This window comes from Sphingobacterium puteale, from assembly GCF_003627955.1.
Classification (GTDB): Bacteria; Bacteroidota; Bacteroidia; order Sphingobacteriales; family Sphingobacteriaceae; genus Sphingobacterium; species Sphingobacterium puteale.
The window spans coordinates 96,018-112,255 of the sequence record NZ_RBWS01000011.1; the positions used below are offsets into that span (position 1 = coordinate 96,018).

At 47.7% G+C, this 16,238-nt stretch carries 9 protein-coding genes; 4 read left to right on the forward strand and 5 right to left on the reverse strand.

Annotated elements, in window-relative coordinates:
- Positions 1-11: 11 nt before the first annotated feature.
- Positions 12-308, reverse strand: a complete 297-nt coding sequence (locus D7322_RS15390) for a hypothetical protein (protein WP_121125182.1) — start codon at positions 306-308, stop codon at positions 12-14.
- Between the two features lie 424 nt (positions 309-732).
- On the opposite strand from D7322_RS15390, the gene D7322_RS15395 reads away from it, so the two are divergent.
- From D7322_RS15395 to D7322_RS15410, 4 genes are read left to right on the forward strand one after another with little or no spacing between them, the layout of a single operon-like run.
- Positions 733-3,939 carry a SusC/RagA family TonB-linked outer membrane protein gene (locus tag D7322_RS15395; RefSeq protein ID WP_121125183.1) on the forward strand — a complete coding sequence of 1,069 codons (3,207 nt, stop codon included), beginning with the start codon at positions 733-735 and terminating at the stop codon, positions 3,937-3,939.
- Positions 3,940-3,951: 12 nt separating this feature from the next.
- The gene (locus D7322_RS15400; protein ID WP_121125184.1) at positions 3,952-5,403 is read left to right on the forward strand and encodes a RagB/SusD family nutrient uptake outer membrane protein; all 1,452 of its coding nucleotides are present in this window, start codon (positions 3,952-3,954) and stop codon (positions 5,401-5,403) included.
- 11 nt (positions 5,404-5,414) lie between these two features.
- On the forward strand, positions 5,415-7,568 hold the full coding sequence (locus D7322_RS28470; RefSeq protein WP_183078717.1) for a M14 family zinc carboxypeptidase: 2,154 nt from the start codon (positions 5,415-5,417) through the stop codon (positions 7,566-7,568).
- Entirely contained in the window at positions 7,558-9,732 is a 2,175-nt protein-coding gene (locus D7322_RS15410; protein ID WP_121125185.1) for a S9 family peptidase, read from the forward strand. The genes D7322_RS28470 and D7322_RS15410 overlap by 11 nt, the downstream gene beginning before the upstream one ends.
- Positions 9,733-10,002: 270 nt before the next feature.
- Here the strand turns inward: D7322_RS15410 and D7322_RS15415 are convergent, their stop codons facing one another.
- The 4 genes from D7322_RS15415 to D7322_RS15430 form a co-directional block, all read right to left on the reverse strand.
- On the reverse strand, positions 10,003-10,365 hold the full coding sequence (locus tag D7322_RS15415) for a VOC family protein (RefSeq protein ID WP_183078718.1): 363 nt from the start codon (positions 10,363-10,365) through the stop codon (positions 10,003-10,005).
- A 347-nt stretch (positions 10,366-10,712) separates the two neighbouring features.
- Positions 10,713-13,547: a M16 family metallopeptidase gene (locus D7322_RS15420; protein WP_121125186.1), complete on the reverse strand. Its 2,835-nt coding sequence runs from the start codon at positions 13,545-13,547 to the stop codon at positions 10,713-10,715.
- Positions 13,548-13,550: 3 nt separating this feature from the next.
- The gene (locus tag D7322_RS15425; RefSeq protein WP_121125187.1) at positions 13,551-14,900 is read right to left on the reverse strand and encodes a MutS-related protein; all 1,350 of its coding nucleotides are present in this window, start codon (positions 14,898-14,900) and stop codon (positions 13,551-13,553) included.
- Entirely contained in the window at positions 14,897-16,237 is a 1,341-nt protein-coding gene (locus tag D7322_RS15430) for a MutS-related protein (RefSeq protein ID WP_121125188.1), read from the reverse strand. Before D7322_RS15430 ends, D7322_RS15425 begins: the two co-directional genes overlap by 4 nt.
- Between the last annotated feature and the right edge of the window lies 1 nt (position 16,238).

The following is a 16,238-nucleotide window of genomic DNA, read 5'->3' on the forward strand; positions in this document are numbered from 1 at the left end:
GTATGACTACCTTATTGATGTCTATTACCTTTGTGGTAATACGAAATATTTTTTTTAATCCCTTGCGCCGAATCATTTCTGTCGGGCGATACCCTGACGGGAGCATATTGCAATGATACAATATCCATGTTGTCGATTTCGGGCATTTTAAGCGGGCGGTACCAAGAAGGTGGGTTTGTTAGATTGCCTGTCTGTCTGCGATCTGTTTTTTCTGTTGATTCTTGTATAGTACCTTCTTTCCAGCGTCTGTATACGAGTAATGCTGCTCCAGCAACTGCCGTGATAATCAGTCCGATTTGTGCTTTCATGCTTTCTTTTTAAGAATTGAACAAAATTCCGTACAAAAAGTTCAACAAAAAATAAATCCGTGGCTTTTGGTCCTCCTCGGCAGCACGACATAACAATGAATAAAAAAAATCTACTATTTTAGTATACATTATTTATTTTAATGCTTACATTTGCTTAATCGTAGTTTCAATTGGCGTTGGCGACGATCTAATCACTATTTAAACAAAGTAAAAATGAAACAGCATTATCTAAACCACCTTTTCAAAGTAAGTAATCTATCTTTTCCAAAAGCTCATAGCGCGTGCTCTGCGCCTCGAATGTGTAGCTAGTACAATTCTCCAACTCTTGATAAATAAGGCAATAATTCTGGTATTGCTCCTTATCCTTTTGCTATAAACATGTTTATGGCCAGTACATCTATTTTTAAACTAAACGATTCTACCTATGAATAAGAGAAGAATACTATACTATTCGGCGTACCTATTATTGGCGGGACTGGCAGAACAGCCATTGGTCACTTATGCGCAGGATACTCCAAAAACGATTATAAATGCGTCCTTCCGAGGACAGGTGGTTGATGCCGAGAACGGCCAGCCTATTGAAGGCGCTACAGTTAAGCTTTATGGTGTTACGCATGCTGTGACCACAGACCGAAAGGGCAACTTTGCTTTTGTCACTGGACAAAAGCTACCTGCACGAGTCGTCGTCTCATCTGTCGGTTATAAAGAGCAAATCGTCCTTATTGAAGAACAAGGGGACACTGTACGTCTGCTGCGTGAGGACCGTACGCTAGAAGAAGTCGTCGTCGTGGGCTATGGGACCCAAAAACGAAAGGACTTTACGGGGGCAGCATCAACGATCTCCGCAGAAGCAATCAAAGATATTCCCGTACAGAGTTTTGACCAGGCCCTGGCAGGAAAAGCCTCAGGGGTGAGTATATCTTTGCCGAATGGATTGCTCAATAATCCGCCTGTGATACGGGTGCGGGGCCTGAATTCGATATCCCTCAGTTCGTATCCTTTGATCGTCATCGATGGTATTCCCGTCAATACGGGTAATATTGGTACATCCAATGTGGCCAACAATCCGCTGGCGGATATCAATCCCTCGGATATCGAATCAATTGATGTCTTGAAAGATGCGGCTTCTACATCAATCTATGGTTCAAGGGCAGCAGGCGGTGTACTGATCGTAACGACCAAAAAAGGTAAACAGGGCCGCGCAAAAGTCACCTACGACGTCTGGGGTTCTGCGGTATCCGCGACACGTTTGCCTAAGCTGCTGAATGCCAGTCAGTATATTGATATCAAAAATGAAGCTGTATTGAACAACAAGATCTTGTCAGGAAACGGTACCAACGATAAGGTGGCGAGTGCGCTTTTCTTCCCGCAGTACGACGCGAATGACAAGCTGGTTGAAACGAATTGGTACGATCATGTCTATAATACCGGCTATAGCCACAACCATAGCCTCGCCGTAAGCGGAGCCAACGCAAATACACAGTATTATTTTTCGGGAAATTACTCGGACCAGGAAGGTTTTTTTGCTAAAAACAGCTTCGACCGCAAAGGCCTGCGGTTTAATATAGAGCATAAAGTTAACGATTGGTTTTCCCTTGGTAGTAACCTGACCTATAACAATACCTTCAACGACGCCAAAAATTCGGGTTCCTTGCCCAGCAGCCAGCTGCTGTTGATCGGTGGCGCTCGATTGGCGCTGGTATTGCCGCCAAATGTTTCAGCATATAAAGATGACGGTAGCTACAATTTAAGCAGCACGGGTTTGTTAGGTCCCGGAGCCAACTTGTTTACGAACACACTTTACAATCCTGAAGCATTATTTGCCTACAGCAAATACACGACTGGCAACGATCATATCTTGGGAAACCTGCATGCCTCGCTCAATCTGTTGAAAAACTTAAAATTCACCACGACCTATGCGGTAGACCGTAACCTGTCCACTACCAAAACGTATTTGAGCCCCAATCTAGGCTCATCGGGCTATACCAATGGTGGATCGGTCACCAATGTGAGCAGCCTGCGCAACAACTGGAATTTTACCAACAGCCTAAGCTATGATCAGGTGTTTGCCGAAAAGCATGCCCTGACGCTGTTAGCGGGCTACGATATTCAAAAATATGACAACGATAGCTGGAATGCATCGCAAAACAACGCCTCTGATCCGTTTTTTGAAAACTTTCAGGGCAATTGGACAACACTATCCGGGGCTGGTGGGAGCGTTACGGAGCGTTTCTACCGCTCTACTTTTGTCCGTGCCACTTACAACTACAACAAGCGCTATTTCCTGACGGCCAATTTTAGAAGGGATGGTAATTCGGCTTTGGGAGCAAACAGCAAGTATGGTGATTTTGGTGGCGTGTCGCTGGGCTGGTCTGTTTTTGAAGAGGATTTCTATAAGAATAGCAGCTTGGCAAATCTACTGGGCGACTTGCGTTTCCGGGGGAGCTGGGGTAAGGTCGGCAATGGAAATCTTTCGGCTTATGAATCACTCAATCTCTATAGCTCATCGCTCTATGGAACAGCGCCTACCTGGAGCATGTCGCAGGCGGGTGATCCGGATCTGGGCTGGGAGACTTCCGAACAGACTAATTTTGGGCTGAGCTTGGACTTAGCCCAAAAGCGCCTGCATGTGGATGTCGATTACTTTAGAAACAATGTGAATGGACTTATTCTGGATGTGCCGCAGTCGCCATCAAAAGGTATTCCAGGTAACAGTATTCTTAAAAATGTCGGCAGCATGTATAACCGCGGGATCGAATTTGCGATCAGTGGTGATATCGTCAAAAAAAGGGATTTTACCTGGAATGCATCGCTTAATTTTACGCATGTAAAAAATAAGGTCACAGCCCTGTCTGATGGCAACGCTGATATCATTGGTTATACGCATACTACCACGGAAGCCAACAACATTACGCGGGTGGGGTACGCGGTGGGTAGCTTGTACGGTGCAGTCACCGATGGCGTAAATCCTGAAAATGGGCAGCGGATATTTATCAATAAAAATGGCGAGCGTGTACAATACAGTGCTGCAGTGGCTTCAGGACAGAGCAATTGGACTTATCTGGACGGCCGCGTTGCCAGTCCGATCACGGTAGCTGACTATCAGGTCTTGGGGACAGCACTGCCAACTTACTACGGCGGCTTTAATAATTCATTCCGCTATAAAGCTTTTGATGCTGCGGTCAATTTCACCTTTGCAGGTGGCAATAAAGTCATGAACGGTACAAGAGGTACGCTACTGGATCAGCGTTTTTACAACAATTCGGTCGAAGTGCTCAATCGATGGACGACGGCAGGGCAGCAGACGGACATACCTCGCCTGGTCTATAACGATGTGATCTCAAATGGTTCTGCTGGATTTTCCATCGATCAAAATGCCGAGAAAGCTGATTTCCTACGGTTGCAACAGTTAACGCTGGGCTACACACTTCGGGGTAACCTGTTTAATAAGATCGGAGTTTCCAGTATTCGGATCTATGGTCAGGCGTCGAATCTTTTCTTGATCACGGGGTATTCGGGGACAGATCCGGAGTCTTCTTCCAACGGAAATTCCAATACCTCCATCGGCGTGGAAAAAAACTCGATCGGACAGGGGCGTACCTGGACCGCTGGTTTAAATGTCTCATTCTAAAAATCTGAAAACATGAAAATTAATACGAAAAGAAATCTCTACTTAGTCAGCGCATTATTTTTGGTAGCTACCCTGAACTCCTGCAAAAGGGATGACGGATTATTTCCTGTGCCGACTACATCTATATCGGATAAAAACGTCTTTGATACACCTGCTCGGATCGAGGGGGTTGTCAATGGCATTTATAAAAGTTTAAAAGCAGCCAGTTTGTATGGTGGACGTTATCTCCTGTACCAGGATGTCCGTGGCGAGGATTTTATCAATGTCACGGCCAATAGCTATACAGCCTATGAAAGCTGGAACAATTCCTACAGTTCGGGATCCAATGATATCAACAACCTCTGGTCTGCGGCTTATACCACGATTAACGGTGCGAATATCCTGATTGCTGCCCTTAGTCCCGGAACTGAAGTCATCGGCACTGAACTTTCCAAAGCTTATATTGCAGAAGCAAAGTTCTTGCGTGCAGTATCTTATTTTAGTCTGGTGACGGTATTTGCGCAACCCTACAACAAAGATCAGGGCGCATCGCCGGGACTACCATTACGTCTGCAGGCTGAGGTCGACGGAAACAACAATGATCTGGCCCGCAGTACGGTTGCACAGGTGTACAAACAGATCTTGAGCGATCTCGATGAGGCTGAAAAGGATTTGCCGGACAATTATTCAACCGCACTGCTCAATACAACGCGGGCGCATAAAAATACCGCCCGGGCATTCAAAACCAGGGTTTACCTGACGATCAATAATTATGCAAAGGTACGGGAGGAAGCAAAAAAGATCGTCCCGCAGCAAATTGCACCATTTAAGGCGCAGCAAGGTGTTACGCATGAGCTACAGTCGGATATTACAACGATTTTTGGGGGCAATTATACCACGACAGAATCCATTCTCAGTATGCCGGCGAGCACAACAGATGCGCTTTCGGGACAGTCCGCGATAGGCTATGTCTATCTGGTCAATAAAGAATATTATCTTAATCCAAGTGGCATTTTAAACGACATACAATGGGGAGCGGTAGACAAAAGGCGAAACCTGCTTCAGGCCAATGGGGACAAACAGTATTTGAAAAAATACGCTAAGGCCTCACCTTATGTAGACTATATTCCGGTTATTCGCTATGCTGAGGTCTTGTTAAATTATGCAGAAGCTGCTGCGCAGCAGGAGGAGCTTTCCCTTGCCGGTGCACTTTTGCAGGCCGTGCACCAAAGGTCCGATGCAAGTTTTGTATTTCCAGGTATAGTGCTGTCTAGTAAAACTTCTATCTTGGAAGCCATTGCCAAAGAACGACGAATTGAATTGCTGGGTGAGGGGGTGCGGGGGCACGATTTGCTCCGTCAATTGAAAGAGCTGCCTGCAAAAGGTGACGCGAATATACAGACACCTGCAGTCCCCACAACAGCCCAGAACTATATTTTTCCAGCGCCTAATACAGAATTGGCGACAAATAAACTTTTTAATTAAACGAGTCGAGCATGAACAAGACAAGCAAACTCCTTATTCCTTTACTGCTGGCCAGTAGCGGAGCTTTACAGGCACAACAACAGATATTATCACTCAAAGGAACGGTCAAGAATGGCGATGTGCCTTTTGTTTATCTGCAACGTTTTGAAAACAAAATATTTACAGTGATTGATTCCGCTCAGGTAAAAAAGGGCTCCTTTTCGTTCCGGAAGCAACTTCCCCTGCCAGATTTATATGGCATTTCTACACAGCGGGATGTTATACCAAGCTATGTTTTTCTGGATGCCGGAAATAATCAAGTAACCATCGATGCAAAAGATGACAACAGAACGGTTGTATCGTTATCTGGGTCGAAAAGCCAGGAACTCTTTGACGAATATCGGGCACAGCGCAAACCCGATATACGATCCTTCATCCAAAAATATCCGGATAATATCGTTTCAAGCTACCTCCTTTACAGAGAATGGTCTTATCGATTGTCTCCGGAAGAACTGGAAGCGCATATCGCCCTGCTCTCCGGACCTCAGCAGAAATCGCGTTATATACAGGATCTCCGCAAAATCATCGCCGTGACGCGGCAGGTAGCTGTAGGCAAGAAAGCCCCCGCTATTGTCGCCAATGACCCTGATGGCAACCCGCAGGCGCTCTACGATCATTTGGGGAAATATACATTGATTGATTTTTGGGCTTCCTGGTGCCCCCCTTGCCGGAAAGAAAATCCTAATATTGTGGCCAATTATCAAAAATATAAATCCCAGGGCTTTGAAATTTATGCCATTTCACTGGATAAGAAGAAAGAAGCTTGGCTCAAAGGTATTGCCGACGATCACCTGACCTGGCAGCATGTCTCCGAATTAAAATACTGGAACAGTGAAATTGCGGCTACCTATGCTGTTCGGGCAATTCCCGCCAATTTTTTGGTGGACGATAAGGGGATAATCATAGCCAGGAATGTCCGTGGCGAAGAACTGGGCAAGGTGTTGGACAGTTTGTTTAATTCAGGGAAAACTGAGATCGGCGGACTGAAAAAGGATTTTAAAGGGCAGAATCCGATTAGCTATGAATCGACCAAATCCCAAGCTATCGTCAAACAGGAACGCGGCACGTTCACATTGGATCAACGCGTCTTTTTTAGCAATGATTATGACGGTGCCCGATTGAATGGCTTGGCGAAATCCGCCGACGGCGTATACCATCTGCAAGTCGCGCCGGAACGCACGCCAATAAACCCTAGTCCCTGGTATGGATTTCAGGTCTGGTCCGCCCGCGATACGACGATAAAAATCCAGCTTGACTATCCCGCCGGCGTGCGCCATCGTTACGACCCGAAAGTGAGCATAGACGGAACGAACTGGAATAAGATCCTCGGTGCTTCTTTTGACTTACCGATCTCCAGTAAGAGAACATGGATCTCGGCACAGGCAAATATTCCGTCGAAAGCAGTCTATAGCTGGATTGAAGGTGTAAATCTTGCTGTTCAGATACAGAAAAAGGAAGTGGGTAAAACGGCGCTTGGTAAGCCAATTAACGTATATTTAGCGGGTAACCCACAAAGCAAAAAGGCCATCACAGTCCTCGGAAGACAGCATCCACCCGAAATTACAGGGCATTATGCCTACGCCAGCTTTGTCGAATACCTCTTGGGCAACAGCGAAGATGCGAAGCGGTTTCGAGAGAACTATCGTATTTACCTGATCCCCCTCGTTAATCCTGACGGAGTGGACCTGGGGCATTGGCGTGCCAATGCAAATGGTGTTGACCTCAACCGGGACTGGGCCGAATTTAACCAGCCCGAGACTGTGGCACTGCGCGATTATTTTAAACGGGAAATCGAGCAGGAGGGCCGCGAGCTTTATTTTGCCATCGATTTCCATTCTACAGGAAGCGATATTTATTACACGGTCGATCCTGCTTTGCCCAGCCGGTTCCCGGGATTTATTCCCACCTGGATAGCCGCAGTCAAAGAAGCTATTCCAGGATATGAGCCGCTGGTGAAGCCTCTATATTTAGGCGGGCCGACCTTCACGGCCTATAGTTATTTGTATAAAACGTATCATGCCGAAGCATTGGTCTATGAAATTGGCGACAACACCGACGCTGATTTTATTCAGCGCAAAGCCCGTATTTCTGCACAAAAATTAATCGAAAAACTCAATGAAACCTAGTCAATACAAACGCTTGAAGCATCACTTAATTTGTCTGCTGCTACTGGGGGGAATTTCTCCAGCTTTTGCCAGGGCATCGGATACGGATAGTTTGATCGTGGCGAGTGATCTGGTTCGCGTAAAAAATATTGTTGATCTACACGTGAAACCGGACGGAAGCGAATTTGCGTATGCCGTGCGCGGTATTGTCGCAGATACGACCAAGTATGCTGGTTTTCGCTATGAAACGATCTGGTATGTAAACAATACGGCATCGACAGGAAAGGCTGATCCGCAGAAAGTGGAGCAGAAATTTACGCAAATCTTGTACAGCCCGGATGGACGCAGATGGGCTGTTGGCAAGGGAAGTGACAAACGTTCGCAGCTTTTTTTATTTCCATCAGACGGTCGAGAGCCTCAACAGCTAACCAAGCTGGAGCAGGGGCTGGGAACTGTACGATTCAGCCCAGACGGTTCAAAGGTACTTTTATCAAGTAGCTTTACGCTTGGCGAGCTGGTAAAAAGTAAAGATTTCAATCCTGCAGGGCAAGTACCGGCATGGTCGACGGAAAAACCAGCGGATAGCTATAACGCCTCTTTATTAGCTGGGCCTGCACAAGAAGATCGTGACGGCGGTCTAGCGGAAATAATCGCCTATCTCAAACATGATGAACAGCAGGGTATCGCCAAAGTAACCAACAAGTTGCAGTTTCAGACAGAAAATTCAACGACGGGTGAAATCCACTTCACACATTGGTACATCTTGGATCTAGCAGCCAACACAGCTCCCGTGCCTTTAACTCAGGGCTTTCGAAGCTATTCAGGAGCGGAATTTTTAGGAAACAATAAGGTGCTTTTGAGCGTCGAGACCGAAAATGACCTTCATCCGGACCGTGTAACATCGACTGATCTTGTCTTATTTGACCTATCTACCAAAAAAAAGCAGGTCATTTTGGGGGATAGCATCCATCGTTTTCAGGTGGCTGCGATATCCGCATCGGGAAAATGGGTTGCCGTGAACCGAGGCCGGCAGAATTCATTGACAGTTGGTGAATTGTTTATCTATGATACCCAAAACTGGAAAGGTAATCGCCTGGCTGTAGATCGTAGCTTGAGCAATATCCGGTTTTCAGCGGATGAAAAATCAGTCTACTTTATTGCCTCGGATAGAGGCGGACGTACCATAAATCGCGCGGATGTAAAAACCGGCGATATACGCGCCCTGAGTTCGGTGGAAGAGGGGATCGGTGACTATTGGGTAAATGGTCAGGAAGCTTTCTACACCAAAACCACTTTCGCAAATCCATCAGAGCTGTACCGTGCGGACGCCGATTTTAAAAATAGTACTGTCATTACTGCGATCAATTCAGGATGGCTATCGGGAAAAAATATTGGTCTAGCGCAGAAAAGCAGTTTTCGAAATGAAAAAGGGCTGGAGGTCGACTATTGGCTCTTGAAGCCTGCAAATTACCAGACGGACAAACGTTATCCGCTCTTGGTCGAGATTCACGGTGGGCCAGCTTCCATGTTCGGACCCGCAGATGCCAGTATGTGGCATGAGTATCAGTACTTTCGCGCACGTGGCTATGCGGTATTGTTTTCGAACCCACGTGGTTCGAGTGGCTATGGGGAGAGTTTTTTAAAAGCTAATTTTAAAGATTGGGGGCCTGGACCATCACGTGATGTGCTTAAGGCCGTAGATCTGTCGCTCGCGACCGGTGTCGTCGACAGCGCGCAGCTGTTTATCACTGGCGGATCTTATGGTGCATATCTAACCACCTGGATATTGGCGCATGACAGCCGGTTCTGCGCTGCGTCCAGCCAGCGTGGGGTATATGATCTCCATGTCTTTTTTGGTAGCGCCAATGTATGGCCGATGTTGAAACGCTATTTCGATGGATTTCCATGGGAAAAGGGTATGCGGGACGCCCTTTTAGCACAATCGCCTACAACATATGCTGAGAAGATAAAAACACCTTTACTTATTTTCCATGGGGAGCAGGACAATCGTACAGGCCCTGTGCAGAGTGATTTTTTATACAAACAGCTCAAATATTTGGGGCGTGATACGGAATATGTCCGACATCCGGGCGCAGATCATGAGATCACACGCTCCGGAGATGTCGGACAACGCCTCGATCAGCTCTTGCGAACTTATGAATTCTTCGAAAGGTATAGGCACTGATCCTTATGCTTAACGATCGAGATGGACCAGTGTCATAAGCATATCGGCCAATTTTTTCGGTTCTGTGAGCATGGCATCGTGCCTTGTAGCTACCTCCCGATAGTGCCAGTTGATCTTGCTTTTGCAGAAGGCCCTCTATGAGATGCCGGCGGAGGGCAGGTTCGCTTATTGCTATTCTATTTTTAAACCCTTACCTTTTCGGATTATAATGCCTTGCCTGGGCCAACCGCGGCGCGGGCGAGATGGCGCGGTTTCTTTTTTTGATAAGCTTTAAGACGATGGCCCCATTTTACTATAATCTGTCAGCCCTAGTTTGTTCCCAAAGGGATCATTGAATTCAACGGCATAGCCAGTCATAATCTCAAATGGTTCACTCAGAAATGATATGCCCCTGGATGTAAGGTCTTTGTAGGCCGTTTTTACACTTTCCACCGTAAACCATATCGTTGGCTGGGCATGTCGGGTGCTTAAGATAATTGCCGGCTCGTTGGCGCCTACCCGGAATGCTGTCATTCCTTTGTCCGTAAAATCAAATTTGACTTCCAGACCAAGCTGCCTACCATAAAATTCTTTTGCCTCTTCCAGGTTATCTGCCGGAAGAAAAAAGTTGTCGTAATCGCTGATGCTGTTCATAGCTGTGAAATTTGCTAAATGATATCTATTCTTTCATGATACGAATGTAGGCATAACCACTTCGGGTAGAGGTGACAGCGATTATATTTTCAGGTGATTGTGCACCATATGCACAAATCATTGCAGACATGTTTTTCACCTTATGCATATCGGACGCCAGCGCTCATGCCCACAGCTGGCCATTGCCGTAACCTTACCGAAATGCTGGACGATTGAATCACACAAAAATGTGATGGAAAGGTGTCGGGCAGGGAATTAATTGGGGGGGAGATGGGGTTCGCTAATAAGCAAGCCGTTTGAGAACACTCAAACGGCTTTTTGGATATAATTAAACAAACAACAGCAACTTAATCTTTTTGGGGATATAATGTAAATCTAAAGAGGTGCTCAGGCTGTAAATATTTTTGTGCGAGCTGTTTCACCTGTTCGGCGGTGATAGACCGGATCAGATCACTTTCCTTAAAAACGCGCGACGGGTCGAGCTGGTCAACGGCGCTGCTGAGCAGGTAGGAAAGCCAGAAGCCATTGTATTGAACCTGCTGACTGCTGCCCAGCAATTTTTCGGCGATGTACTTATCGATATCTTCTTGGGACGGACCGTGCTGGCGGATCAGCTCAATCTCTTCCAGGGCTGCTGCGACCAATTTGTCGACCTGTCCGGGTGCGGTGGTAAACGAGATATTCATGCCAAACCGCTTTCTGGGATTTTTGGCCAGTGACGGAGATACACTGATGGAATAGATACCGCCTTCTTTCTCGCGCAGCCGCTCAGTCAGCTTGATGGTGAGACAACTCGAAAGGGCATCCATCAGCAGGTTGTTGTATTCGCTGTAGTCATCATAAGTACTCAGATACGCCATGGCCACTGTGGACTTTTCTTCTTTTCCTCTGTAAATGGACCGGCTGATCCCCTGTGCCGGCGGATATGCACCGTTATCCACAAATTTTTCTTTGCGTCCGAGGCTCGGGAGTGTGGCCAGATACTGTTTGATATAAGGATCTATGAGTGCACGGTCAAAGTTGCCGACGATGACGAAGATGAAATCTGAAGCGTCGGCAAATCGGTCCTTGTAGATCTCATATGCGCGGTCGATATCAATCTCTTCAATTTTTTGAATGGTGGGCCCGGTCTTACGTGGATCGTTGTCGTAGAGCACTGCAGCAATCGAATCCGTAAAGAATGTACTGGCCTGCTGATGCCGGTTTTTCAGTGACAGTTTTGTCTTCTCGAGATTGGCTTTATTGATGTCGCGGTCGAGTCTGGGCACTGTAAAATAAGCATACAATAGTTCAAATGCGGTCTGCATATCTTCTCGGCTGGACTGCGCCTTGATACCTTCACCGATCTCATTGATGAAGGGACTCGCCGATGCGTTTTTTCCATTGAGGTAATGAGAGAGCTGTAGTGAGTTGAAAGGACCTAATCCGCTGCTTGTCACAATATTGGCCGCATTGGTTGCGGACTGGAAGTCTTTAAGCGAATAGCGTGAATAGCCTCCCGGGCTATAAGAAGTCAGCAGGATCTCGTCATTTTTTAGGGTTGTGGGCTTCAGGATCACTTTTGCACCATTGCTGAGCACAAGGGTCTGGGTGCCCACCGTTTTATTGTCCGTTTCACTGATGATGCTGCCCGGCTGCGGCAGCGCTGACAATAGCTTGTCGGCGAGTGCCGCTTCCTGATAGGGACTCACATCCTGCTGTAGCGCGAGGTTGATCCAGCCGTCCAATACCGCTTCGCCGGGGATCTGTTTGAGGTCATCATCGTAAACCAGCACCATATCGCGATCTCTTTGTCCTTCAAATTCTCGGCCATGGGCCAGGACATCGGAAGGGCTGATTTCATCGATGGCTTTGAGCAGTACCGGCTGTAGGAAACGGAATGAAGGAGCCGGTTCATCTTTGAGGTAATGTGCCAGGATCTGGTCCATATGGGACTTAGAGTCAGTCTTGTCATATTCTTTGAGGCTCTGGATCAGCATACTTCGGTAGTCTGATTTTAAGCGGTTAATCTCAGTCGCTGTAAATCCGTATGTGGCAATCTGTCGCAGCGTGTGATAGACGGCATGGATGCTGGACTGTAGGCTATCTGGCTTGGGCATGATCTGTATGCTGTTGGTCTCCAGGTTGCCCACGAGCGTACCGTTGCTCAGGGAGGCCGCAAGATAGGGTGACTGTGACCGTCGTGTTTGTTCGGCCAGGCGCATATTGGTCAGTTGAATGTAGAAATCTTTGGCCAGTGAATTTTTATAGTCTGCCAGCTTTCGTGTCTTTTGGACCTGCCGTTTATACAGGATCTGCAAGGAGGTCTGCGTGACTTCGGGATCGGTAAATTTCATAAACTGTTTTTTTCCAGTCAGGGCAATCGGATAGCTCTTGGACAGGGGCGCATTTTTTGGATTTTTTAGTCCAGAAAACTGGGCAATAATCTGCCGTTCCATGTCGTCGGGATCGATATCGCCGACGACGATCAGTGCCTGCAGTTCAGGGCGGTACCAATTTCTGTGAAACTGCCGTATTTCGTCATGTCTGAAGCTGTTGAGTACTTCATCTGTCCCGATGGGCATGCGGTAAGCATACCGGGACTGGTTGGTCAGCAATGGAAATGTCTTTTCCTGCAGCCGCTGCGAAAGCCCTCCGCGCTGCCGTTTTTCTTCGAGAATAACACCACGCTCCTGATCGATATCATCATCTTCAAGTAATGCACCGTCTGCCCAGTCGCGCATGATCAGCAAGCCCTGCTTTAACAGTTCGGGGTCGGTGGTCGGCAGAGGCAATTGATATACCGTCTCCTCAAATCCGGTATACGCGTTGAGATCGGCACCAAAGCGAATGCCCGATTTTTGCAGATAATCAACGAGGGCATTTTTCGGAAAATGGGTAGTGCCGTTAAAGTTCATGTGCTCCAGGAAATGGGCGAGGCCCTGCTGTTTGTCTGTTTCCTGCAGTGACCCGACCTTATTGGCCAGATAAAATAATACTCTCTCCTTGGGCTCGGTATTGCGCAGGATAAAATATTGGAAGCCATTGGGAAGCTTCCCGGTCTTAATGTCCGGATTGAGCGGAATACGGGCTTCATGAGCGGTGGCCGTTGCGGTATTTAGCTGCTGTGCATAGCTCAGCCGGGGAACTGCCGATCCGAGAGAAAGGGCCAATAATGTAAAAAATAGGGTAGTATGTCGCATATCTTATATGTTTTTGCTGTTTTGTTCTAATAATTCGAGTACTTTTTCTTTGTGGATGAGTACCATACCATGCTTATCGCTGCTGATTCCGTTAGCTGAACGGTAGCTGTAATAAGGAACTTGTCCACGCATCGTCGTGGGCATATAGACAAATTGTATGTTGCTGTTGTCCTGCTGCAGCTGCTCGCCGACCTCAACAATATGGGTCGAAATCAGATACTGGCAGTTGTGATGCTGCTGAAAAGCGCGTGTCACCGTGAGCGTTGCTTCAAAGGCATCTTTGACGTTGGTGCCCTTGAAGAGTTCATCAAAAATGATGACCATATTTTTGCCCTGACTGACATAGGTCGCCACCTTTTTGACACGGAGTACCTCAGCGTAGTAATGGCTGTGGCCTAGATCGATGTTGTCGGCAACATTGATGGAGCTATATAATCCGTCTTTCACTGAGAAGCGCATTTTAGCTGCCGCCACGGGCAGGCCGAGATGGGCAAGGTAGATCGCGATGCCAAAGCTCTTCATATAGGTGGATTTGCCTGCCATGTTGGCCCCGGTCAGAAAGATCAGGTTGTGGCTGCCATTAAATTGCAGATCATTGCCCACCGCATCGGGGATGGCAGGGTGGTATACCTCGTGCAGTTCAATCGCCTGCTGATCTGGGGGCAGGACCTCTGCCTGTACAAAATGACGCTGGTTGGCGACCTCGGCAATGGACTGATACAGATCAATATGATAGATAGCGGAAAGACTCTGCTGAATTTCCCTGGCCCATCTGTACCGCAGCTGATAGTCGCAGCGTGCAGCGAGAACAAGTGGTAATGTATCCGTATGTGAGTCAATCTGCTGCTGCAGCTGCAGCAGCAGGCTGTGTTCGCTGTGCAACCATGACTGTTCGAATATGCTGTCCTGAAGCAGACCATCTGTATCGTGCTCCTGCAGGAGTGAAAGGTAGCTGGCGAGCTCAAGCATGATCCGGAATGTTGCGCGGATGCCTGATTCGGTATGTTTTTTTTCTTCTTTCAGCCCGAGCACAGCTAGCAGCTGCCGACGGGCGGCACGGAGCAGGGCGACATTCAAACCGCGGCCGGAGTAACTGTTGGTATAGCTCTGGGCGGTATCGAGGTCTTCCGGACGGATTTGGAACCGGCGGGGTAGCCTCCGAAAAAAGGAAATGAGTGTGCTCCGCCGCCGGATAGCTTCGCTGTCGGCGAGGGGTTGCTCAAATAGTTTTTCCAGCAGCTGCTCCCCGCCGAAGGTCTCGGTCTTATTGTAAAGGGAAAAGATTGAGTCCCTTTTATATTTTCCGGAAATATTGAGATCTTGAAGGGTCTGTTTATCAATAATGAAGCTCATGAGTCCAGTTGTTTTTGTGAAGTTAATAGATCAATGATGCCTTCGTTTTCTATGATGATCATGCCGTGTCTGTCTGCCGAAATCCCCTGTTGCAGGTGATAGGTATAACTTGGGCGGCCCTGCTGCATGACTGTAGGCAGAAAGACAAATCTGATGTCGCCGTGCGATTGCTTCAGCTGTTCGCCGGCCTCCAGAATATGGGTCGAAAGTACAAACTGACATCTGGGGTGCTGGTATAGACGGGAGACAACCTCCACGGTACCTTCGAGGGCATCTTTGACATTGGTGCCCCGAAACATTTCATCGAAAATGACAAAGAGCTTGCGGCCTTCGGCCAGCTGCTGGGCCACTTTCTTGATGCGCAGCACTTCAGCAAAAAAGTGACTATAGCCCATCGCGATGTTGTCCGGCAGGTTGATCGAGGTAAATATGCCATCTCGTGGGCTGAACAGCAGTTTTTTAGCCGGTACCGGAAATCCTACGTGGGCCAGATAGAGAGCGATTCCCAGGGATTTCATAAACGTGGATTTACCAGCCATGTTCGCTCCCGTCAGAAAAGTGATATTGTGAAGGCGATCCATGGCGTGATCATTGCCTCTGGCATTGGCGACGAGCGGATGGAATACACCTTCAAAAATGAGCTGATCCTGCTGGCTGCTGTCGACGATGGGAACCACAAATTGGCGCTCATGGGCGACCTGAGCGACGGTCCTGTAGACATCAAAGGTATATATATCGCGTAAGATGTTCAGCAGCAGTTCTTTCTCCTCAAACCGGAGGATGTTGTCATATTGGATGACTATTTCGCGCTGCAGCCGCTGTTTGTCCTGAAGCAGCGGAATCTGTTCCAGACCACTGTCGGCATATTTCAATTCCCATTTTTTCAGTTCTTTCTGATAGCTCTCGGAGTGATCTGCCCGCGAACGTCGGATAAGATCCTTCCAGCAATGGATAATCTGGCTGCAGGCGATGATGCCTCCGACGATCTTCTTGTACTCGCTGTCGCCTCCGACGAGCTGCTGAAAGCGTTCTCTGAGCGAAAGGCTGCCCCCCTGCAGACGGCTGCGCTCGTCTGCCATATCGAGGTAGAACAGGGCCTGGTCAAACCAGCTGGACTGGAAAGGAAAGGCCATGGACTGTTCCATAAAATACCGGATCGTTGCTGTACGGTCGACGATCGACAGCGCATCGGATAGGGGGTAGTTAAACCATTCTTCCAATAATTCGGCTCCACCTGATGTTGTGGTCTTGTTGAAGATGCCAAAGACGGACTCTGCACCTCTGGCCCCAAAGATCGACAGGTCGTCTCTGGTCTGCTTGTCTATAATCAATCCCATG

What these genes read in the sequence shown, in the direction of transcription:
- D7322_RS15390 (WP_121125182.1), bottom strand. Translation starts at nt 308, where the DNA reads ATGAAAGCACAAATCGGACTGATTATCACGGCAGTTGCTGGAGCAGCA.
- D7322_RS15395 (WP_121125183.1), top strand. Translation starts at nt 733, where the DNA reads ATGAATAAGAGAAGAATACTATACTATTCGGCGTACCTATTATTGGCG.
- D7322_RS15400 (WP_121125184.1), top strand. Translation starts at nt 3,952, where the DNA reads ATGAAAATTAATACGAAAAGAAATCTCTACTTAGTCAGCGCATTATTT.
- D7322_RS28470 (WP_183078717.1), top strand. Translation starts at nt 5,415, where the DNA reads ATGAACAAGACAAGCAAACTCCTTATTCCTTTACTGCTGGCCAGTAGC.
- D7322_RS15410 (WP_121125185.1), top strand. Translation starts at nt 7,558, where the DNA reads ATGAAACCTAGTCAATACAAACGCTTGAAGCATCACTTAATTTGTCTG.
- D7322_RS15415 (WP_183078718.1), bottom strand. Translation starts at nt 10,365, where the DNA reads ATGAACAGCATCAGCGATTACGACAACTTTTTTCTTCCGGCAGATAAC.
- D7322_RS15420 (WP_121125186.1), bottom strand. Translation starts at nt 13,547, where the DNA reads ATGCGACATACTACCCTATTTTTTACATTATTGGCCCTTTCTCTCGGA.
- D7322_RS15425 (WP_121125187.1), bottom strand. Translation starts at nt 14,900, where the DNA reads ATGAGCTTCATTATTGATAAACAGACCCTTCAAGATCTCAATATTTCC.
- D7322_RS15430 (WP_121125188.1), bottom strand. Translation starts at nt 16,237, where the DNA reads ATGGGATTGATTATAGACAAGCAGACCAGAGACGACCTGTCGATCTTT.